This is a genomic window from Aneurinibacillus soli (assembly GCF_002355375.1).
GTDB classification, from domain to species: domain Bacteria; phylum Bacillota; class Bacilli; order Aneurinibacillales; family Aneurinibacillaceae; genus Aneurinibacillus; species Aneurinibacillus soli.
Map to the genome: position 1 here is coordinate 3,214,725 of NZ_AP017312.1, position 22,839 is coordinate 3,237,563.

A 22,839-nucleotide genomic window follows, 5' to 3' on the forward strand; every position below is an offset into this window, starting at 1 on the left:
GAGCCAAAAATTAAAAAGCGGCCTTTCAAAAAGCCAGTCACGATCGGGCAAATCTATTCTGGCGTTGAGTTGGTTTTTGTAAACCGAAACGTTGTGCGGGGAGAGGGAGAAGGGAGAAGGGAAGAGCAAGAGAGCGCCTGTACGCGCCGACCCAGCGGAGGGAGAACGGCGAACGGGCCTTTGCCCGCAACGCTTCGGTGAATCAACATCGTGGGCCTTTCTTTGCGGGCGAGTTCGCCGGGCTCTCGGAGTGGACAGCCGCCGCTTCCCTGCAAGCGTACCTAAGCGAACGGCTCTTCCCTTCTCCCTCTCCCTTCCCCCACACATTGTCGATCCCACAAAAAACTGCCCCGTTACGCTATGTTCTGGCTTTGGGACAGCTTCTATCATCAGAGCCTTGCATTTCCATACTGAAGCTTGTTGCTGACAGGTCATGCGGGCTACAGTAACTCCCCACGCATAACCGTTACCGCCTGCCCCCCAAGCAGCACACGCTCACCACGCACATGTACCCGAACAAATCCACCTCGCGCAGATGCCTGATAACCAATCAGATCATCTTTGCCGAGCTTCTCCCGCCAGTATGTACCGAGCAAACAATGGGCCGACCCTGTTACCGGATCTTCTTCAATCCCAATAAGCGGGAAAAAGGCACGGGAGACAAAATCATACGAGCTTCCTTCCGCTGCATGGCTCGTCACAATGACACCGCGTTGGGACACCGGAAGAGTACACAGCTTCTTCATATCCGGGCGACATTCCCGAACACTCTCGTCCCTATCGGTTTCCACCAAAACATCGAATCCGCCCAGGCTGACGTGCTGTATAGGTATACGGAGTGCCTCTTTCAGTTCCGGGATTTCGGTAACTGTTTTTCCATAATCAGCCGGAAAATCAAGCTCGATCCACTCTCCATCACGACTTGCAGTCAAAAGCCCGCTACGCGTGAAAAAAGAAATTGAATTTGTCCGTCCGACATGCCCCGCTTCCCATAACACGTGAGCAGCTGCGAGTGTGGCATGCCCACACAAGTCGACTTCTTCCACCGGCGTGAACCACCGCAGCCGATATCCGTCTTCCGTATGCTGGACAAAAGCAGTTTCAGACAGATTCATCTCACGTGCTACTTGCTGCATCCAGCGCTCATCACGCGATTCCTCCAGCACACATACTGCAGCGGGGTTTCCTTTGAACTTCTCTGCTGTAAATGAATCAACCACTACTACACTCTGTTTCAAACACACTCCCCCTTGTATCAGGCATACTAACTCTCTCTGACATAGTTTAACAAAATTCCATCACACTTTCCTCCTCTGTGAAAATTGTATCTCCTTCATTCTTTTATCTACAAATGACAGGCCACAAAATGCCCGGACTGTACTTCTCGCCATACCGGATTGACTGCTGCACACACCTCCATCACATGCGGACAACGCGTACGAAAATGACAACCACTCGGCGGATTCATCGGACTTGGTACATCGCCTGTAAGTACGATACGCTCCCGGCTACGCTCTACTCCCGGGTCCGGAATCGGGATCGCTGACAACAATGCCTGTGTGTAAGGATGGAGTGGATTTGCATATAATTCTTCACTATCTGCCAGCTCCGCTAGCTTACCGAGATACATCACCGCTACCCGATCGCTAATATGTTTGACCATCGCCAAGTCATGCGCGATGAACAAATACGTCAGACCCATCTTTCGCTGCAATTCTTCGAGCAGATTAACGACCTGTGCCTGAATCGATACATCGAGTGCCGAAATCGGTTCATCGCAGACAATGAACATTGGTTCCACGGCCAACGCCCGGGCAATCCCGACCCGCTGACGCTGTCCACCGGAGAATTCGTGAGGAAATCGACTGCTGTGTTCCGGCTTCAATCCGACAAGGCATAACAGCTCTTCGATGCGTTCCCCCCGCTTTGCTCCACTTGCGAGCCTATGCAGGTCAATCGCTTCCCCGATACTATCACCGACTGTCATCCGGGGATTAAGCGAAGCATACGGGTCCTGAAAAATCATCTGCATGTCGCGACGCAACTTTTTCAGCTCTTTTGGACTCGCCTGATGCACATTCTTACCTGCAAACCGCACCATACCTTCTGTTGCATCATACAGTCGTAAAATGGTTCGTCCCATCGTAGATTTGCCACAGCCGGACTCGCCGACTACACCGAGTGTTTCGCCACGTTTAATATCAAATGTTACATCACTGACCGCAGCAACGATCCCGCCGCCTGTATGAAAATGCTTTGTCAGATTACGTACTTCGAGCAGCGCAGCACCTTGGTTCTCTGCTGATATCATCATGCTCATCCGCTCCTGTCTGTGCCGGTCTGCTGTGCTAACGGATGGTGCAGCCAGCAGGCCGTATACTGATGATCTCCCTGATCTTCAAGCAACGGCTTATGCACACGGCACACTTCCATTGCATACGAACAGCGGGCAAAGAATGAACAGCCCACCGGCGGGTGTAGCAGATCAGGAGGTGTACCCATGATCGGATGCAACGAGTCATGCCGATTCATATTCAGGCGCGGCACAGACGCCAGGAGTCCGCTCGTATACGGATGTTTCGACGTATAAAAAATTTGATCGACAGTGCCCATCTCCACGACTTCCCCAGCATACATTACGACGACACGGTCGCATATGTCCGCTACAACACCGAGGTCATGGGTAATAAGAATAATTGCCGTTCCAGTTTGCGCTTGCAATTTTTTCATCAACTCAAGAATTTGCGCCTGAATCGTCACATCAAGCGCGGTCGTCGGCTCATCCGCAAGTAACAGCTTTGGACGACAAGCGAGTGCAATTGCGATCATCGCACGCTGCCGCATTCCACCCGAGAATTCATGCGGATACTGCCGCACACGCTCATCCGGCTGTGAAATACCTACCAGACGCAGTGCTTCAACAGCTCGTTCGTGCGCATCCCGGTGTGACAGTCCCTGATGCTTGACCAATCCTTCTACAATCTGATCCCCAACATGCATCGTCGGATTGAGCGATGTCATTGGGTCCTGAAAAATCATTCCGATGTCATTGCCCCGCACCTGTTGCATCGCCTTTTCCTCTTTTTGCAGCAGATCCTGGTCGTTAAACAAAATCTGCCCGTGCTTATAGTTAACTAGAGGCTCTGGCAGTAACTTCATGATGGACTGTGCTGTCACACTCTTGCCGCAACCGGACTCACCGACAATCCCGATGGTTTCTCCTTTGCTGACCGTAAAGCTCACACCACGTACAGCCTGTACTTCCCCTGCATATGTATGAAAAGAAACAGATAGATCACGCACCTCAAGCAGTGCCATAAGCGATCCTCCTTTGTCAGTCGGACTATTTGCGCATTCTCGGATCAAGCGCATCACGCATTCCATCCCCAAGCACGTTAAAAGCAAACATCGTCAGCGAAATAAAAAATCCCGGGATAAACAATTGATACGCATGGCCAACGAGCAAACTGACAAGCGCATCGTTGGCCATCGTTCCCCAGCTTGCCTGCGGAGCCGGAATACCAAGACCGAGGAAGCTCAGTGTGGCCTCGGCAAAAATCGCCGCAGGAACCGTCAGCGTTACATTGACAAGAATCGGGCCCATCGTATTCGGAATGACATGCTTGCGCAAAATCCAACCCGTATCCGCACCAAGCACGCGGGCCGCCTGTACATATTCCTGTTGTTTCAACTGGAGAACCTGCCCACGTACAAGACGGGCCATCGGAATCCAGCCCGTTAAGGTCATGGCAATAATAATCGTCCAGATGCCCGGTCCCATCACAACCATCAGAAGAATCACCATTAGCAAATACGGAACGCCGTACAGCACCTCGGCCATCCGCATCATCATATTATCGACACGCCCTCCCTTAAGTCCAGCAATGCCGCCATACAGCACCCCGAGCACGAAGTCAATGAGTGCCGCCATAATCCCGATAAATAGCGAGATGCGTGCTCCATACCAGATGCGGGTAAAAATATCACGCCCGGATGAATCTGTCCCGAACCAGTGCGCTTGGCCTGGATACATATTTTTCTCAGCAAAATTTTGCTTATCATACGTATAGCTACTTACATACGGACCAATAAGCGCCATCACAAATAGCGTAATAATGACACCAAGACCTACCATCGCAAGTTTATTCCTTTGTAACCGACGCCACACATCCGCCCAGTAGGAGATCTGTGGACGATTGATTGCTTCTGCATCACAGAACCGATCCGCTACAGGCCGGAACATCTCGGCAGTCAGCTGCTTTCCTTGCTGCATCATTTACTCTCCCCTGTCACCGTAATGCGTGGGTCAATCCACGTATAAGCAAGATCGACAAGTAAAACCAAGAAAATCAAAATCGCACTGTAAAAAACCGTTGATCCGAGAATGACAGGATAATCGCGGTTAAAGATCCCCTTCACAAACATCTCCCCCATCCCGGGAATCCCAAAAATATGTTCAATCACAAAACTGCCCGTAATGAGATTTGCCGCAATGACACCGAGCATCGTTACGACGGGCAGAATCGCATTACGAATCGTATGCTTCATAATAATGATCGTTTGCGCAAGCCCTTTCGCTTTAGCTGTCTTTATGTAGTCCTGTCTGAGCACTTCAAGCATGCTTGACCGCATCAGGCGGGCAATAAATGCCATAGGCATCAGCGCAAGAGCGACAGACGGTAGAATCGTATGCTGCCATGTCCCCCATGTGGCTGGAGGAAGCCCCCCCCACTCCACAGCTACGTACTGAATCAAGACCGTAGCAAGAATAAAGTTTGGTATAGACATACCGATAATGGCCAAAATCATAGATACATAATCCGGCCAGCGATTATGATATAGCGCAGCAATGACTCCAAACATAATCCCAAACGTCACACCAATCACGAGCGCCTGCAAGCCAAGGTGCAACGATACCGGGAATCCGTCTCGTATGTAATCATTCACTGTAATACTATCCGACTTCAAAGACGGGCCAAAATCAAACGTTAGCAGCGCTCGCAAATATTCGACATACTGCACCACAACCGGACGGTCAAGATGATAGTATGCTTTTATATTTTCGTATACACCGGGTGGCATTTTCCCTTCCGATGAGAACGGATCACCTGGAACAAGACGCATCAGCGTAAACGTAACCGTAATCACGACCCACAATGTTAAGAGGGCCCATCCGAGACGCTGTAGCGTATACCGTACCATTTGTAAGCACTCCTTTATGGTTACTTAATATCTGCGTAATTCAGTATTGGATACTCATCTGCTGGCGTATACACACCGACGACATTCTCTTTTACTGCATATGGTTTGGTATAGAAGTAGATCGGCATAATCGGCATGTCTTTCATAAGAATCGCTTCGGCATCATGCATCACCTTCATACGAATCGCTGGATCGCTCGACTGTTTGGCTGTATTTATTTTCGCGTCGTACTGTTTGTTTTTCCACCCCGTGTCATTTTGTGTGCTTATGCTCGTAAACATGTCCAGAAACGTCATCGGATCGCTAAAATCCGCTACCCAGCCAGAACGGGCTACACTGTAGTCCAACTTATGCTCACGGTCAATCTTCACTTTGAACTCTGTGTTTTCAAGTCCTACATCGATCCCGAGATTTTGTTTCCACATGCCCGCAATGGCTTCAGCAATTCGCTTATGCAAATCAAGCGTATTGTACATAATGTTGAACGTCGGCATGCTTGTTAGTCCTTCTTCCCTCAGGCCTTCCGCTAGCAATCTCTTCGCCTGTTCTACATGTTCTGTGAAATAGTCGCCGCCTACTGTGCGAAAATCATCTTTGCCGTTCGCATCACGTGCTCCTTCTGCCACTAAGGCGTATGCTGGCTTCTGTCCACCCTGGGCAATGTGCTCCGTAATTATGGTACGGTCAATCGCCATAGCAAGAGCGGTGCGAATTTTTGCATTGGTAAACGGCTTTTTCGTCGTATTGAAACGATAAAAGTACGTGCTGAATTCCGGCGCAATTTTAAAGTCTTTTGCCTTCTGACTCTTCAACTGCCCCACCACATCACCCGGCAGCGGAAATGCGAGATCAAGCTTGCCCGCACGGTACATCTGCCATGCTGTATTCTCCCCTTCTACCATCGCCCAGTTAATACCTGCGAGCTTGATTTTGTCTTTCTCAAAGTAGCTTTCGTTTTTCACCATTTTCAAGTCTCGTTTATGCTTCCATTCCGTCAGCTTGAATGGACCATTCGATACGAATGTGGAAGCATCATTTGCCCATTTTGGGTTACTTTCCTGCACGTTCTTGTCTATCGGATAATACGTATAGAAAGAAACAAGCTGATCAAAATAAGGGGTCGGGTTAACAAGTTTGACTTCCAGCGTCTTCTCATCAAGCGCTTTTACCGCTACTTTGTCCGCAAGCGCTTTCATCTTTGCCGGATCTTTTTCTCTGGATTCGTTATACACCTGCGCACCCTCGATGTAATATAGCTGGTATGCATAATCAGAAGCCGTAGCCGGATTCAGTACGTGCTTCCAGGCAAACTCGAAGTCCTGCGCGGTAACCGGATCACCATTCGACCATTGTTGCCCTACGCGAAGATGGAATGTGTATGTTTTCTTATCCGAGCTAATATCCCACTTCTTAGCCGCCCCTGGAACGACTTTGCCGTCCGGGTCTTTCATCGTCAAGCCAACGAACAGATGGCGCAGCGGCCATGATTCATGTGTTCCCTGCGCTTTGGCCGGGTGGAGAGAACCCGGCTCTGAGGAGTTGTTCACGTTAAGAATGTTTGCGCTCGCATTTGTGTCGGAGCGATTGCCGTCACAGCCTGTCACAGCGAGTATAAGCATAAGCAAAACACTTGCGACTATGGCACATGATTTCTGCTGCATCTTCCTGATCATGCACCTCCTCTTTTTTATTCAGTATGTTACTAAAACATAATTTGTAGTTACGTATTTAATTTTTTTGTGATGATATGTAGACACACGTTGTCGATATCACGAAAAAAGCTGTCCCGTTCGCCATGTTCTGGCTTTTGGGACAGCTTCTTGTTTAAATGCACTATACCTTAAATTTCGTCACCAACTGATTAAGCGCCTCGGACATACGTGATAACTCATTTGCGGTTGATGCCGTCTCCTCTGTTCCAGCCGATGCTTCCTCCGTAACAGCCGCAATATTTTCTACTGCTTTTAGCACTTCAGACGCCTGTGCTGCCTGCTGTTCACTCGCCGCAGCAATTTCCGTAACGCGAGTTGATGCCTGATGAATGATTTCCATAATTTCTTCAAATGAATCGCCAGCCTGAGTAGCCTGTTTATTCCCAAACGTAACAGCCGCAACAGATTCATGCGTATTTTTTTGGATCGATTGAATTAAATTCGCAATCTCTTTTGTTGCCTTGCCGCTGCGTTCCGCCAATTTACGCACTTCATCGGCTACTACCGCAAAGCCTTTGCCCGCTTCCCCTGCTCGTGCTGCCTCAATCGCCGCATTTAATGCCAGAAGGTTTGTTTGTTCGGCAATTTCATCGATCATTTCAATAATTTCACCAATGGCAGTAGATTGATCGGATAATTCTTCCACTTTTTGTGCAATCATCCCCATTGCCTCAATGGAACTGCGAATGACCTTGCCACCTGTTTGGGCCATCTCAACTGCCTGTTCCGAGTTGGCAGCAGCCTGTTCGGCATTTTTCGCTACCTGATTTACTGCATCAACAAACTGATTCATCATTTCATTCATGATCTCTGATGCTCCTGCCTGCTGCTGTGTGCCACTCGCAATTTCCTGCATACTGGCAGAAATTTGTTGGGAGCTTGCCGACAAATTCATCGAACTCGCGTTAATTTCTTTAATAATTTGCGCAAATCCTTTCATCATGGAATTGAAAGATGCAGATAACAGTCCGATTTCATCACGTGCCTGGTTCGTGCTTTGTAAAGTTAAATCTCCTTTTTCAGCACGCAATGCCAAATCAAGCATTTCCCGAACAGGTCGCACAATCATTCGGGAAATAAACAAGCCGAATAACACCGCAATAACCACAGCCGCAATGGTCAGACAAAAAATCATGATAGTAGCATTTTTTGCACCGGCTGTCATTTGTACGCTTGTATTGTCTGCCAGTTTATCGTTGTAAGCAGCCAGATTAATTAGTACCGTATTCACTTTATTAAGAGGTGGAAGTGCGTACGTGTTAAATGCATTGTACGCCCCGACTTTGTCACCTTTGTCAAGCAACACAAGTGCTTTTTCACGTTCCTGACGATACGTGGCTATCGCATCTTTCAACTCTTTCCATTGATTCCTCTCCTCCTGTGTCATATTCGTTCCTTCAAAAACTTTTATATCCTGATCTACCTTTTGCACACGATCATTAAAATCAGCGACTAGCTTTTGTTCCTGAACCGGGTCCTTCGTCAACATTCTCGCATAAACAACGGCTTCCGTTGCACGTAAATGAGCACGCATATCATTCAGCACACGGACAGGAATCAAATTATCACGATACATCTCATTTCCCTGTTGTTCCAGCTTCGTAAGATAATGATACGCAATATAGCCCACACCGGATAAAAATAGTGCCGCTACGATAATAAGGGTTAAAATTTTGTTTGCTACTTTCATGTTCTGAATCCATCCCATGACACTCACTCCTAGATTATATATATTTTTAAATGGGTAACACCTCTAACATAAAATGAATTATAATGTATATTTTACAATATTATTATTAATTTACATATTAAAGAAAGTGAAAATAATCACAAAGGTTCTGTTGTTTGAATCGTTATGCCTAATCATCACATGAATCTAATTACCCATTATAAAAGGCTCGACTGAACAAGACTGCTCGATCAAGGAGTTTTTCAGCTTTCATTCATAAAGAGGGGACAACATTCAACGCTCCATGTATTATTAGGAAGGATGAAACATTTGGTTTCTTATTTTGAAAGAAAGTCAGTACGCTATCTTTTTCCGCCTAACCATTCTCGTATTTGCTACTTTGATTTTACTAACTATGATGCCGTGCTGGGTGGTTGTGATTGGAGCAATTGGAGCAAACGTTATGGAGGATATAACATGAAAAAATGGATCGTACTCAATATAATCCAGTTACTTCTATCCCTGATTGTTTTACTCATGAGTACAATAAATGTGTTAATGAGTCCAACTCATGATTATTTTCCTGGTTTTGTAGTTCAGTTTTTTCTCGGTGTGCTGTTTGGAGTTATCGGGCTTAACCAGTTACTCCAAAAACAAACTCGATTTGCTATCTTCTGTTTTATTGTAATGATATTTAGTCTCTTTGCTTCTTTTTATATTTTTAACGTCCAATCATTCACAGTTCACTAAATAATCCAAACACAAAACCCCCTGATTTGGACATCTTCTCCAAATCCAGGGGGTTTTCTGCAACTTCTCGAAATATTACACGATTAGGTAAATTTTTTAAAGGTTAATCCAAATCCGGCATAATCGCTTTCACTAATGACAGAAAACGTGGTCGAGTCCGGTTCGCCACTTCCATCACCTGTTCATGTGTAAGCGGCGCAAGCTCTTCTCCGATTGCCATATCCGTGACACACGCAATACCAAGCACCTTAAGTCCGGCATGACTGGCCGCAATCACTTCTGGTACCGTCGACATGCCAACCGCATCCGCCCCGAGCCGAGCAAGCATCGTGAGCTCCGCTGGCGTCATATACGAAGGGCCACTAATGCCTGCATACACCCCTTCCTTTACGGCAATGCCAAGCTCTACTGCCTTCGTACGGGCACGCTTACGATATTCTGCCGTATACGCATCCGACATATCCGGGAAGCGCGGGCCGAACATAGACAAGTTCGCACCGATCAGCGGGTGATCGCCCGTCCAGTTAATATGATCGCCAATGAGTATCAGATCGCCCGGTGCAAATGCCCGGTTCATGCCGCCACACGCATTCGTCACAACAAGCGAAGAGATACCAAGCTGCCGCATCACATATACAGGGAGTGTAACCTGCTGCATCGTATACCCTTCATAATAATGAAAGCGCCCCTGCATTGCCGCTACCGTGCGACCTTCAAGCGTCCCGACTACAAGCTCTCCCTTGTGACCTTCTACAGTCGAAACCGGAAAGTGCGGGATATCTCCATACGAAATCCGCACCGCATCGGTAATTTCATCGGCCAACACACCAAGACCCGAGCCAAGAATAAGCCCGATCTCCGGCTGGTGCGTGCCGATCTTCTCCTGAATAAACGCACACGCCGCCTCTATCTGCTTCATTCTTCCTTCCATCATACGTCCTCCCGTGACATCTCCTGCACAATCTCTTTAACAAGCGTCAAAAACGTATGCTTCACTTTCTCAGCCGTCTCCATCACTTCGTCATGTGACAATGGTTGAGGTAAAATACCCGCCGCCATGTTACTAATGCAAGAAATGCCAAGTACACGCAGCCCAGTATGACGTGCCACAATCACTTCCGGCACGGTCGACATGCCGACTGCATCACCGCCGAGAATACGAATCATCCGAATCTCCGCCGGTGTCTCATAGCTCGGGCCAAGCATACCCGCATATACGCCCTCTTTTAGCTCAATGCCATGGCGTTCGGCCACCTGACGTGCCAACGTACGCAACTTCGGGCAATACGCCGCTGACATATCCGGGAAGCGTACACCGATCGCCTCATCATTCGGTCCGATCAGCGGGTGACGGCCAGTCAGATTCAAGTGATCGGAAATAAGCATGAGATCGCCCGCTTCATATGATTCATTCACGCCCCCGGCCGCATTCGTCACGATAATACTCGTAACGCCCATTGCTTTCATAACATGGACCGGAAATGTCACCGCATCCAGGCCATGTCCTTCATAGTAATGGAAACGTCCCTGCATCGCGACGACCGTCTTACCGTGAAGCTGTCCGATGACAAGCTGTCCTTTATGCCCTTCCACCGTAGAAATCGGAAAGTGCGGGATGTCTCCATATGGAATCCGCACCGCACCTGTAATCTCATCCGCTAACACACCGAGACCTGAACCGAGAATAAGTCCGATCTCCGGACGGGCGGTTGTTTGTGTGGCAATATACGTTTGTACATCACGAATCGCTGCTTGATCTGGCATGAGAATTCCTCCTTATGCGTCTTGTTTTGCAATTTCTTGTAGAAAACTTGTGCCAATTAGCGGCTGTGCCACATCGAAATTCTCGGCAATCGTCGCACCAATATCCGCAAATGTCCCTCGTACACCCAAATTCAGGGCAGACTGCATCGCGGTATGATACACAAGCAATGGCACATATTCTCGTGTATGATCCGTTCCATGATGCACCGGGTCATTACCGTGGTCAGCTGTAATAATAAGCAGGTCATCCGGACGCAGCGCCGCTAGAATTTCAGGCAGACGTGCATCAAACGCTTCAATCGCATCCCCATAGCCCTGCGGATTGCGGCGGTGACCATACAGCGCATCAAAATCAACCAGATTCAAAAAGGCCAACCCGTGAAAATCACGCTTCATCACATCAAGCAGCTTATCTACTCCGTCCATATTCGATTTTGTTTTAATCGAATCCGTTACGCCTTCTCCCGCATAAATATCCGAGATTTTGCCGAGTGCAATCGAATCAAGCCCGGCATCTTTCAGCCGGTTCATCACCGTTTCACCCGGTGGCAATACAGAATAGTCATGACGGTTTGCCGTACGGATAAAATGTCCCGGCTCTCCGATGAACGGACGCGCAATAACACGCACAACGGAATGTTCATCATCAAGTGTCAGCTCACGCGCCACCTCGCAGATGCGATACAACTCCTCAAGCGGTACAACTTCTTCATGAGCCGCAATTTGGAAGACACTGTCTGCCGACGTGTACACAATGACGTCTCCCGTCCGCATATGCTCTGCGCCGAGTTCATCAAGAATTTCTGTTCCAGATGCCGGCTTATTCCCCAGCACCCCGCGCCCGATGCGCTCACAAAATGGCGTAATCAAACTATCGGGAAAACCGTTCGGCCACGTTTTAAATGGGGTCTTCACTTCAAGCCCCATGATCTCCCAGTGACCTGTTGATGTATCCTTGCCGCGCGATATTTCTTTCATCTTGCCAAAACCTGCAGCAGTCTGCCCATCCGCCGCCACCCCTTGAAGCGGTGCAATATGCCCAAGCCCGAGACGCTCCAGGTTCGGCACATTAAGCCCGCCGCGCTGCTCCGCGATATGACCAAGCGTATGAGCACCTGCATCCCCATAATCCGGGGCATCCGGCAGTTCCCCAATACCCACACTATCCAATACAATCAAAAATACCCGTTGAAAGTCTCCCATATGTATTCCTCCCTGCTGATACTGGTCGTCACAAACGATAGGAAAGGGCACTTCCCGCTTGCGTGAAAAGTACCCTTTGTTTTATGCCCTCGGATGCGCCTTCGCATACACTTCTTTTAAGCGCGTCTTCGTTACATGAGTATAAATCTGTGTCGTAGAAATATCCGCATGACCGAGCATCTCCTGCACCGAACGAAGATCAGCTCCATTCTCCAATAAATGCGTCGCAAACGAATGCCTGAGCGTATGAGGTGTAACCTCCTTATTGCTGTTGGCCACCTGCGCATATTTCTTGATGATCTTCCAGAACCCCTGCCGTGACAAGCGGCGTCCATGGTGATTCAGGAACAGCGCTTCATCGCTCCCGCGCTTCTTCAACAGCGGGCGGCTGCGCTCAATGTAGCCGCGCACATTCTCAATCGCCAGACGTCCCAACGGAATAATGCGTTCCTTCGAACCTTTGCCAAAACATTTAATGAAGCCCATCGCGAGATTCACATCGGCCAGATTCAGCGATACAAGCTCGGACACCCGAATTCCTGTTGCATACAACAGCTCAAGCATCGCCTTATCGCGCATGCCAGCCGGCATATGCGCGTCTGGACCATTCAAAAGCGTCTCCACTTCCGTTACAGACAACACCTGCGGCAGCTTCTTCTCAATCTTCGGAGACTCCAGATTCACGCTCGGATCTTTATCTGTAATCTTCTCTCGCAGCAAAAACTGATAAAAGGCCCGAATGGATGCTACATTACGCGATATGGTAGCTGTTGCCCGTCCCTGCTCCTGCAACCGCATGAGATAGCCCATAATTTGTGCCCGAGTCGTCTGATTAATGTCTGTAAAACCTTCTTCTCTCACGTACGTGCAGTATGCGGTCAAATCACGCTGATACGATTCTAGCGTATTTTTGGCCAACCCTCTCTCCACTGTAAGATAATGGATAAAATGGGTGATCAAATCTTTCATTTCCTGCTCTCCTCAACCGTCCAAAAATCGTGCATACACACGCTAGCATGTCCTGTAATATTGTATTCCACAATAATACCGAGTTTCCTGCCCTCATGCAAAACTTTATTGGCTTCTCCCTACTCACCGTAATAATAAAAGTCAAATAATCGTCGCTTCGTATCAGCATACACACTCCCTGTACCACCAAGAGACTTCATTGCTTTTACTGCTTTTCCATCCGGTTCCTGGTAAGGTTGTGCAGGCTTAATGACATCATTCATATACAGAAACAACTGGTAAAAAATAAACGTACAGGCCATAAAAATGAGCAGCAGCTTAAACGCTTCTGACACGCGGCGATATGATACAAACATACAAATCTCCTTCCATTCAACTTCCATATATGCTCCATCCTATTCGATTGTGTGCTTTTTTATACCCGTATGGCATTTGCATTTGCTCATTGTCATGCTAAAATGTATGGTTGAATTGACTTTTTTAAAAATAAGGTGTGGATGAACCATGTACAACCACGAAGAAAAAGAGAATGACCGAACAAAAACGATATTTAGCCGCTTGAACGTATTGCTGCTTGTTGTGTTTCTGATTTTCTCTGCGATGATTTTCCGCCTCTCCTATGTACAAATTGTGAAAGGTGCGAAGTTCGAAAAAGAAGCATCTGCAAAGTCAGACAAAAAAATTCCGATCCTAGCAATGCGGGGCAATATTTACGATCGAAACGGCAATCTAATCGTACACAGCCAGGGCTCGTTCACCGCTGTATTTCAAGAAAAAGATTATATGAACGAAGCGTATTACGTAAACCTTGTGACCAAGCTTGAAAAAATTCTTACAGGCACAAAGAAAGAAGACTTGCTTAAAAAAATGGACGTCGGCTACGAATTCAAGAACGGCAAAGTTGAACGTACGATGCGCATGACAAGTAAGTTTCTTGAAAAGGATCTGAAGTATGATCTGTCTCAAAAGGAAATCGCGTATCTCGCCGAGCATCGAAGCGATCTCGATGGGATCACGGTCGTAACAAAGCCAATTCGTGTATATGACCCGAATCAAGTTGCTGTACAAACAATCGGCTATGTACGCCCGTTCAACGTTACCGAAAACCAGGGCAACGAATACTATCTGGCACGCAAAGATTCGTATCTGCCAAATCAGATGGTCGGATATGATGGAATTGAACGCAGTTACGAAGAACAACTGCGCGGTGAAAATGGCTATCGCCTGTATCAGGTAGCTGCCAACCAGACGATTCTACAACAGATTAAGGAAGTTCCGCCAACACGCGGCAACAACCTGTATCTGACCATTGATGATCGCGTACAGCTCGACACCCGTAATTTCATTAGAGACTTCCTGCCAAAACTGCGCGGAACCGGTAAGAATGCGTACAATGCCCGCAACGCCTATGCAGTGGCAATCGAAGTTAAAACAGGTAGAGTCGTCGCTACGGTCAGCTACCCGGAATACGATCCAAATATCTGGACATCGGGACCGGATAAAGAAACGTACGAGGCGAACCAGTATTCGTTCCCGAACGGTACAATTAGTAGTGCCCCGCACGACGTTCGCCCGAAAACCGGGGATGATGCCGCATTAGAAACATATAGACATCCGGCCTCTATCCTTCCGTCTGGTTCGGCTCTCAAGCCAGCGACGGTTTTAACGGGGCTTGCAGAAAAGGTCATCACGCCTTATGACACATGGTCAGACCCTGGTGCTTATCGATACGGCTCTTCAGCAGGGGACGTCATTCACAATGACAGCAACCATAATTATGGCTTATTAACCCCGCAACGGGCACTTAAGTTCTCGTCTAATACGTATATGGCACGGGTTGGTAAAGCACTGCGGGATAAGTTGGGCAAGGATACGATCTTTACGTATCAGAAATACCTCCGCGCCTTCGGCCTGGGTATCAAAACCGGGGTCGATTTGCCGAATGAATCAAGTGGTAAGGAAGATTTTCTTGTAATGAATGCAAAATACGGTCCAACTGCTGCGATGGTACAAGCTTCCTTTGGTCAGCAAGGCCGCTATACTACCATGCAACTTGCTCAGTACGCAGCGACACTGGCAAGTAAGGGCGTTCGCTATCGTCCACAGTTAGTGGACCGGATCGTAGACAATAATGGTAAAGTAGTCCAGTCATTCAAGCCAGAAGTTCTGAGCAAACTGAATCTCCCAGATGAGTACTGGCGAGTTGTTCACGAAGGAATGGTCATGGTTACAACTGAATCAGGGGGTACAGCAGTCGGCGCATTTGCCGGATTCCCGTACCATGTAGCGGCTAAAACCGGTACATCCCAGCAAGATATTTACGTTCCTAGTTCTGTCGATTTCTCGAAAAAAGTAACCTGGCACAAAGCCAACAAGATTAATAACGGGGTGTTTGTTTCATTCGCTCCCGCTGAAGATCCAAAGCTTGCGGTTGCTGTTATCGTTCCGGAAGGTGGTTATGGTAGTCAATCTGCCGGTATGATCGCGCGGGCGATCTATGACTCGTATAATAAACACGTTGGCCTTGGTCCGACAGACAAGCCGTATGTTCCCGCGACGGCGGCTCCGAATATGGCGAAGAAATGATTAAAGGGCTGTCCTGTGAGAAATTACAGGGCAGCCCTTTTTTTGTAGTTCGACAACGTATGGAGGTGGAGTGAGAGAAGGAATAAGCAGTTGCTTATCATCTGATATACTAAACTGAAAAATGAAACTAAAATGCTTAATTTCTTTCTCCGATATATATTACAAGAAATTATTACATAAAAGAAAGAAGGCATTTATGAAAAAAAGAACACCACTTTCAACATGCATAGGTAGTACTTTGCTAGCAGCAATCATCAGCGTCCCCTATATTACTGATCCTGTAGTTAACGCACAAAGTGCCCAATCCAGCACACAGTTAACACAACTTACTCAGTCTGCAAGGACAACATTGGAAGAGAATTATTCTACATTTCCTCCTGCTGATGAATTTCCAGGGAAAGTTCCTAGTGATGCTCCAAGGATCACTAATAAAGCAATTGAAGTCAATTTTGACTATCATGACTTCAGTTACTTACGCATGTCTTCACCACCAGGCACATGGGTAAGTACAGGACTTTACGCACCGCCTAATGGTGAGATCAGCTTGAATGTACCCGAGGGTATTACTGATCTCGATGTACAAATTGGAGCGCATACCGATAAATTAAAAAATGAACCGACTCAGAAACGTGCGCCCGTTGTTGTCCTGCGTCAAAAACTAGTTCCGGGGATTAATAAAATTAGTAATCCATACGGCGGCTTACTTTACCTAATTCCAACCAAAGCTAAACCAGGGAAAAAAGCGATTATTACAATCAGCGGTGCAGTGAATGCTCCCTACTTTATTTTAGGTAAAACAACTGAACAGCAATGGAAAAACATGATTAGAAATTATCCGGCACCCTGGGCTGAATTGCAAAGCAAACGCGTGATCCTAACGGTTCCATCTGAAGATATTCGGAAGTTGGATCATCCAAAAGAATTGATGGAAAAATGGGATGAAATCATCAACCACTATGATGAACTGGTTGGTCTTGCACCAAATAAACCAGAACCAAATCGAAGTCCAGACCGTCCGTTCCGCTATGTAGCCGACAAAGAAATCAGCGCAGGTTGGATGCACTCTGGCTATCCGATTATGTTCTATCAAGGTTCTACTTCAAAAGCAATTGTAGATAGTAATAAGATTCAGCATGACGGATGGGGATTCTGGCATGAATTAGGACATGACTATCAACAAGGAGCATGGGAGTGGAATTCGATCGTTGAAGTAACAACGAATTTACACTCATTGAATATTCAAACGAAATACGGCAATCCATCCCGCTTAGTAAGCAAAGATAAGGATGGAAAATCAACCTATGACAAAGCACTTACGTTTGTAAACAGTAATACTCCCGGAAAAAATTTCAATGATGACAAACAAATTGACGTTTGGGAGCGTCTAGTAATGTTTATGCAGCTGCAACAAGCATATGGTTGGGATTTCTACACCAAATTACATATTGCTTATCGTGAACTGCCTGCGAATCAATTGCCAAAAAATACTCAGGAAAAAATCGATACATTTGTTGTAATGACTTCTAAATGCAGCGGAGAAAACTTATTGCCGTTTTTCGATAAATGGCGACTTACATATTCAGACCAGGCAAAGAAAAGTGTATTAAAAATGAATGTAAAACCACTAAAAAAAGAGATTTGGAAACTAAAACAAGAGTAGCAATCCATGATACAGACAAAGCCTCTTACCCTACCTAAGAGGTTTTGCTGTTATAAAACTTATTATTGCTCTACGAAAACCCAAAGCAAAAATCAGGGCATATGCCCTGATTTTTTTGTCTACATCTGCGGTTTTGGTTTGCTAACTTCGTCCAGATCAACGTTGTCGATACAGCGGTGGCATACACCATGGAATGACAGACGATGATCCAAGATATGGAATCTAAACTTATCACTGACAGCCTGCTCCACTTCACCAAGAAGATCTTCGTGAATCTCGTCTACGGTACCGCATTCCACACATATCAAATGATGATGATGATGTTCAGCGTCTTCACTGCGGAAATCGTAGCGTACCGCGCCATCACCGAAATTCACTTTATCGAGAATACCAAGCTCACTCATTAGCTCCAACGTACGGTATACAGTCGCAAGGCCAGTTTCCGGTGCTTTTTGCTTTACGAGCAGCCAGACTTCCTCGGCGGACAGGTGCTTTTCTTCATTTTCAAGCAACACCCGAAGTGTTGCTTCCCGCTGCGGAGTCAGCTTATAACTATGTTCATGCAATTGCTGTCTGATTCTCTCAATTCGTTCTTCCATCACAGACCCTCCCCGAGCAGCTTTCATACATGATTATTATAGTGGAGGGTGTATACCGAGTCAAATATAATTCTTATTTAATAACAATTATTATAAATTTCATAATCGCTGCACTTGCATGTTTCATCAGCGCAGGCGAGATAAATGCTTCGAAAGCAGCTGCCACCGTCATCACTCCACCCATGATGAGAATGAGCATACTATACATAAGAAACCGTGGATAAATTGCCCCGCCCCGCTTCATAAACCGCGACTGAATCAACTGCATCGAAAACGATACACCTGCTGTGGCAACAATAATAACCGCCGGGATCACCAGCAGATTTTGCGGGAGTACAGAAACTACAGCAAAGTATAACCCCTCCCAGTGAAGCTGATTCACCAAAAAACCAACTGTAAAGCCAAGCACGACCCCTTTGAGGAATACCATCAGCAGAATAAGCGGCAACCCGATCACCGACAGGCCAAGCAGCCACATAAATCCGAGATACTTCAAATAATGACCGAGTGAATTTTGGAAGCTGCGTACAGGCTCGGCAATGTTGTCGGTTTTTAGCTCATGAAAAAACTGGCTTACATACATGTACAATTCCTGCTTCTGCGTCAATCCAAGCGAATTAACCACAACTGCACCAAAGCCAAGCCCCATCACAAACAGCACGGTCGTAAACAAATAAAGCGATGAATGTTCGCGCAAGTTTTGCTGGAATGTTTGTCCCCATTTACCACGTGCCATCGGACTTCTCCCCTCTGTTTATCTTACCGTCATATATATGACGGACAGGGAAGAAATATGTGCAACTATTATGTGCGTGATTCGAGTTTCCAGGCGTATACAGCCATTATGGTCTTCGCGTCACAAATCTCCCCACTCTCGATCAGCTGCTGCGCTTCTTCGACCGTGATGTGCATAAGCTCAACGAATTCATCCTCATCCGGTTTCGCTTCTCCTGCTATCAGGCCATCTGTGCGGTACAGGTGAATGATCTCATCTGCAAAGCCCGGTGATGTATAACATGATGCAACATGCTGCATCGTACGTGTCGTATAGCCCGTCTCTTCTTCCAGCTCCCGATGTGCACATACAACAGGCTCCTCACCCGGTTCGAGCTTTCCAGCTGGAATCTCCACAATGGTACGCCCGAGCGGCTTGCGGAACTGGCGCACAACGACTAGGCGGTTGTCGTCTGTAATGGCCATTACCGCAACTGCGCCCGGATGGGTCACAATTTCACGAGACGCTGTTTTTCCATTCGGGAGCTCCACCTGATCCACCTTCAATGTAATCACTTTTCCTTCGTAAATCGTTTGACTGCTAATTGTTTTCTCATTCATCTTCTAGCCTCATTTCCGATAAATAGTGTGCATTCTCCTGTTTATTGAACCATAGCGGGGAAGAGAAATCCATTGCCCGAAGAAAGCAGGCCGCATAATACATATGTGCAAAAAACAGACCGTCTTCCTCCACACCTCGATTCATCGTTATAAGCGGAATCTCGTAATCGGCTGTAAGCTCCTCCCACCTTTCTGCCGGAAGTGTCTCATGTAAAATAACCGTATGATACACAGACTGCTCTCCCCATTCATCTACTAACTCCTGCGTCGTATTGATGACTAACGGCGTTTCTCGTAAAAAACGTAACACCGTTTGTGTATGATGGCTGATCCCTTGATGCCGTGTACGCTTATCGGCTTTACTTACGCGCGGAAGCAAAATCGGAATGCCTCCGAGACTTCGTACCGCTTGCACAATTGCGATCTGTTCCATGCCGCTAAAGCCAAATGGTGTCGCTGTCCCGACCGTTCCCGGTCCGGGCGCCACAATCACTACGTCCGCCTGCCACACAAGTCTCGCGGCAGCCAGTGCTGTGTATAAATTCACGCATTCGCTGTCTCCGCCAAAACCGTGCCCGTATGTAATCGCTGCACATAATCGTCCAGATTGTCGTAGCGCTCGTACATGCTGACTGAGCGCAAGCGGTTGCGCCCCCCCTTCACTCATAATATACACAAGTCGATACGGACTTCTCCCCTTACTGTTATGCAAAGCCAGTGCAAAGGCCGGCAGCATACTGTGCAACTCCCCAACCACAACCGGCATTCCTTTCAGTACGTCTTCCTCTACTGCGGCAAACTGTGCATGATGCGGACTATCCGGCTCTTCTGCCGCCAGGACCGCATGCTGAAACGGTGTATAACGCCCTTTCATAATATGCCCACTCTGCCGATGCGCCTGCTGTAGTGGTGTACCGATATCCTTCTCATCAGACCGCGCTGCGACGAAATGATACCCACCACTTCCAAGACCCAGCGTAACAGCTGTCGTATTTAGCAGTACCTGCTCTCCTTCCTCTACCTCTCCAAGCCATTGCGGGTAATGCAGCGCACGCGCTTCTTCCCCCTCAATCTCTACCTTGATTTCCTGCATAGCTTTCTCGGTTCGTACAATGCGCAGTACTGTTCCGTATGCCCATGTGATCATCTTTTTTGCCCCCCTTTCAGTAAGGAGGTTATGCAGGCTTTTGGTGAAAAAGCACGCTTCCTGTTATCTCAAGACCTAGCTTTCGTGGAATCGACAAGGTTTGGTGGGGGAGGAAAGAAGAGGGATAAGCCGTTCGCTTTGTTACGCTTACAGAGAAGTAAGAACTGTCCGCTCCGGGAGATCAGCGAACTCGCCCGCAAAAGAGGTCCCTCGATGTAGACTCACGGAAGGATTGCGGGCAAAGGCCCGTTCGCCGCTCTCCCTCCGCTGAGTGATCGCGTAAAGGCGCTCTCTTGCCCATCCCTCTTCTCCCCTCCCAACACAGCTTTGATTCAGAAAAGCTTGCTTGACGTAAGGGCTGATTTATCTGATAGTTCAGAGGCTTTCCCGAAAAGAGCTGGACATTGTTTTTAGCTATGCAACGAAGCCTAACAACAAAATTTTTGCTTAATGGTTGTCTGCCAAATTGGTTAGGAGCGGAGAAGGAAGTCGCTATGGAACGTCTTTACGCAGCTACCTAGCGGAAGGGGGTAGGCGAACGGGCTTTTGCCCACAATGCTTCTGTGAATAAGCTTCCTCGCTCCTCGTTTGTGGGCGAGTTTGCCTGCCGCCTGGAGCGGTCAGTCTCCGCTTCACCGTAAGCGTAACCAAGTGACAAAGCGACTTCCATCTCCGCTCCTCCACCACACTCTGGATAGAACCAATAACCAAAAAAAGATGCCTCGATCATTCGAGACATCTCCCACATATAGCAATTATTCAGCCACTGCTTCTTTACAAAGCGCCACCACAAGCTCGGCTGTTTTCACAAGCTCTTCTACCGGAATTTTTTCTTTCGTTGTATGAATATCTTCGTACCCAATCGCCAAATTCGCAGTTGGAATGCCGTGCCCGGATAGTACATTCGCATCGCTTCCGCCGCCGCTTGCAAGCAGGCGTGGTTTACGTCCGACCGCCTTTACGCCGGCGATCGCTTTCTGCACGACTTGATCTGCTTCCGAGAACTTGAAGCCGGGATATGCGATCTCGATGTCGACTTCCGCACGCGCACCGAATTCCGCTGCCGTCTCTTCAAACGCCCGCTTCATTTTTTCAAGCTGAGCGTCCAGCTTCTCCTTCACAAGACTGCGTGCTTCCGCATGCACCATCGCTTTCTCACATACAACGTTTGTCGGACCGACGCCTTCAAAGCTGCCGATATTGGCTGTTGTCTCACTGTCTACGCGACCAAGCGGCATGCGGGAAATTGCCTTGCTCGCCACTTGGATAGCACTGATCCCTGCTTCCGGATTCACACCGGCATGCGCAGAGCGACCGTGGATGACAGCTGTGATTTTCGCCTGGTTCGGGGCAGCAATAATGATATCGCCCACCTTGCCATTACTGTCAAGCGAAAAGCCGTACTTCGCCTCCAGAAGAGACGGATCGAATACTTTTACGCCCTGCAAGCCAGACTCTTCCCCGACAGTAATCAAAAATTGAATGGTTGCATGTGGTGTACTCGTTTCTTTGAGCACACGCAATGCTTCAAACATCGCCGCAATCCCGGCTTTATCGTCACTGCCGAGGATCGTTGTGCCGTCAGATACAATGTATCCATCCTTAATGTCCGGTTTAATCCCCTTGCCCGGCACAACCGTATCCATATGGCATGTAAAATAAATCGTTGTACCATCCACAGTTCCCGGAAGTGTTGCTACAATGTTACCGGCTTCATGATCGGTCTTGGATGCCGCGTCATCTTCTACGACCGTAAGGCCAAGCTCTGAAAATTTCGCTTTCAGTACATCGCAAATCATCCGTTCATGCTTCGTTTCACTATCTACTTGAACAAGTTCTATAAATTCAGTCACAATCCGGTCTTGCTGTACCATAAAAAACACCCTCCTGTTGTATAAAAAACACGTACAAACTACGGTGTTCATTATACACAACAAGGGAGGGTGTTTCCACTAATTACATATCGCTATCTTGGGGTACGACGCATGCGAGCAAGTCGTTCGGCTCCTGCGTCGCGTGCCGGAGCTGTACGCATATACAGCTGATTGTTCGCACGATTGTGCACAACCTTGCGTGTATTCATCAGCGCATGACGACCAGCCTGCTTCCAGCTCAGCGTCCCGGTATCTTCTGTCGAAAAAGTCTGGCTACCTTCATCCACTAGCTGCGTGGTAGCCGTATCTTCTACAGCTACTGCAGCCTCCATAACCGCTACTGCTTCGCGTTCAAGTGTCTGATTCATG

The 22,839-nt window shown here is 47.6% G+C and carries 21 protein-coding genes; 2 read left to right on the forward strand and 19 right to left on the reverse strand.

Translation table 11 applies throughout. The features are described 5' to 3' along the window. Positions 1–440 precede the first annotated feature (440 nt). The 12 genes from CB4_RS16240 to CB4_RS16300 form a co-directional block, all read right to left on the reverse strand. Positions 441–1,238 (reverse strand): PhzF family phenazine biosynthesis protein, encoded by a 798-nt coding sequence (locus tag CB4_RS16240; protein WP_096466817.1) that lies wholly within the window; start codon positions 1,236–1,238, stop codon positions 441–443. Between the two features lie 107 nt (positions 1,239–1,345). After that, on the reverse strand, positions 1,346–2,314 hold the full coding sequence (locus tag CB4_RS16245) for an ABC transporter ATP-binding protein (protein ID WP_269459508.1): 969 nt from the start codon (positions 2,312–2,314) through the stop codon (positions 1,346–1,348). Positions 2,315–2,316: 2 nt separating this feature from the next. Then, on the reverse strand, positions 2,317–3,318 hold the full coding sequence (locus tag CB4_RS16250) for an ABC transporter ATP-binding protein (RefSeq protein WP_096466818.1): 1,002 nt from the start codon (positions 3,316–3,318) through the stop codon (positions 2,317–2,319). 25 nt (positions 3,319–3,343) lie between these two features. Next, complete coding sequence (locus CB4_RS16255) at positions 3,344–4,276, reverse strand: ABC transporter permease (protein ID WP_096466819.1); 933 nt, start codon at positions 4,274–4,276, stop codon at positions 3,344–3,346. Next, positions 4,273–5,202: an ABC transporter permease gene (locus CB4_RS16260; protein WP_096466820.1), complete on the reverse strand. Its 930-nt coding sequence runs from the start codon at positions 5,200–5,202 to the stop codon at positions 4,273–4,275. The genes CB4_RS16255 and CB4_RS16260 overlap by 4 nt, the downstream gene beginning before the upstream one ends. A gap of 20 nt (positions 5,203–5,222) precedes the next feature. Then, positions 5,223–6,875 carry a peptide ABC transporter substrate-binding protein gene (locus tag CB4_RS16265; protein WP_096466821.1) on the reverse strand — a complete coding sequence of 551 codons (1,653 nt, stop codon included), beginning with the start codon at positions 6,873–6,875 and terminating at the stop codon, positions 5,223–5,225. Between the two features lie 160 nt (positions 6,876–7,035). Next, positions 7,036–8,622, reverse strand: coding sequence for a methyl-accepting chemotaxis protein (locus CB4_RS16270; protein WP_096466822.1), 1,587 nt, complete (start codon positions 8,620–8,622; stop codon positions 7,036–7,038). Positions 8,623–9,436: 814 nt separating this feature from the next. Continuing rightward, the gene (locus CB4_RS16280; RefSeq protein ID WP_096466824.1) at positions 9,437–10,264 is read right to left on the reverse strand and encodes a purine-nucleoside phosphorylase; all 828 of its coding nucleotides are present in this window, start codon (positions 10,262–10,264) and stop codon (positions 9,437–9,439) included. Next, the gene (locus CB4_RS16285; protein ID WP_096466825.1) at positions 10,264–11,097 is read right to left on the reverse strand and encodes a purine-nucleoside phosphorylase; all 834 of its coding nucleotides are present in this window, start codon (positions 11,095–11,097) and stop codon (positions 10,264–10,266) included. Before CB4_RS16285 ends, CB4_RS16280 begins: the two co-directional genes overlap by 1 nt. Positions 11,098–11,109: 12 nt before the next feature. Then, positions 11,110–12,300, reverse strand: coding sequence for a phosphopentomutase (gene deoB, locus CB4_RS16290; protein WP_096466826.1), 1,191 nt, complete (start codon positions 12,298–12,300; stop codon positions 11,110–11,112). 81 nt (positions 12,301–12,381) lie between these two features. Beyond that, positions 12,382–13,269, reverse strand: coding sequence for a site-specific tyrosine recombinase XerD (gene xerD, locus CB4_RS16295; RefSeq protein WP_096466827.1), 888 nt, complete (start codon positions 13,267–13,269; stop codon positions 12,382–12,384). 119 nt (positions 13,270–13,388) lie between these two features. Beyond that, positions 13,389–13,652, reverse strand: a complete 264-nt coding sequence (locus CB4_RS16300) for a DUF4227 family protein (RefSeq protein ID WP_096466828.1) — start codon at positions 13,650–13,652, stop codon at positions 13,389–13,391. A 121-nt stretch (positions 13,653–13,773) separates the two neighbouring features. Here CB4_RS16300 and CB4_RS16305 point away from each other — a divergent pair, with 121 nt between their 5' ends. Together CB4_RS16305 and CB4_RS16310 are read left to right on the forward strand one after the other, a co-directional pair. Then, positions 13,774–15,855, forward strand: a complete 2,082-nt coding sequence (locus CB4_RS16305) for a peptidoglycan D,D-transpeptidase FtsI family protein (RefSeq protein ID WP_096466829.1) — start codon at positions 13,774–13,776, stop codon at positions 15,853–15,855. Between the two features lie 196 nt (positions 15,856–16,051). Continuing rightward, positions 16,052–17,515 carry a M60 family metallopeptidase gene (locus CB4_RS16310; protein ID WP_157738017.1) on the forward strand — a complete coding sequence of 488 codons (1,464 nt, stop codon included), beginning with the start codon at positions 16,052–16,054 and terminating at the stop codon, positions 17,513–17,515. Between the two features lie 119 nt (positions 17,516–17,634). Here the strand turns inward: CB4_RS16310 and fur are convergent, their stop codons facing one another. From fur to CB4_RS16350, 7 genes are all read right to left on the reverse strand, one after another. Next, complete coding sequence (gene fur / locus CB4_RS16315) at positions 17,635–18,114, reverse strand: ferric iron uptake transcriptional regulator (RefSeq protein WP_096466831.1); 480 nt, start codon at positions 18,112–18,114, stop codon at positions 17,635–17,637. Positions 18,115–18,187: 73 nt separating this feature from the next. Then, the gene (spoIIM, locus tag CB4_RS16320; RefSeq protein WP_096466832.1) at positions 18,188–18,850 is read right to left on the reverse strand and encodes a stage II sporulation protein M; all 663 of its coding nucleotides are present in this window, start codon (positions 18,848–18,850) and stop codon (positions 18,188–18,190) included. Between the two features lie 68 nt (positions 18,851–18,918). Then, complete coding sequence (locus tag CB4_RS16325; RefSeq protein WP_096466833.1) at positions 18,919–19,449, reverse strand: NUDIX domain-containing protein; 531 nt, start codon at positions 19,447–19,449, stop codon at positions 18,919–18,921. After that, a complete protein-coding gene (locus CB4_RS16330) occupies positions 19,442–20,596 on the reverse strand; it encodes a DUF3866 family protein (protein ID WP_096466834.1) in 1,155 nt (384 codons plus the stop codon). The genes CB4_RS16325 and CB4_RS16330 overlap by 8 nt, the downstream gene beginning before the upstream one ends. A 517-nt stretch (positions 20,597–21,113) precedes the next feature. After that, a complete protein-coding gene (locus CB4_RS16340) occupies positions 21,114–21,326 on the reverse strand; it encodes a hypothetical protein (protein WP_096466836.1) in 213 nt (70 codons plus the stop codon). A 25-nt stretch (positions 21,327–21,351) separates the two neighbouring features. After that, positions 21,352–22,470 carry a M20/M25/M40 family metallo-hydrolase gene (locus tag CB4_RS16345; protein ID WP_096466837.1) on the reverse strand — a complete coding sequence of 373 codons (1,119 nt, stop codon included), beginning with the start codon at positions 22,468–22,470 and terminating at the stop codon, positions 21,352–21,354. Positions 22,471–22,562: 92 nt separating this feature from the next. Continuing rightward, positions 22,563–22,838, reverse strand: a complete 276-nt coding sequence (locus CB4_RS16350) for a hypothetical protein (RefSeq protein WP_096466838.1) — start codon at positions 22,836–22,838, stop codon at positions 22,563–22,565. Position 22,839: the final 1 nt, after the last annotated feature.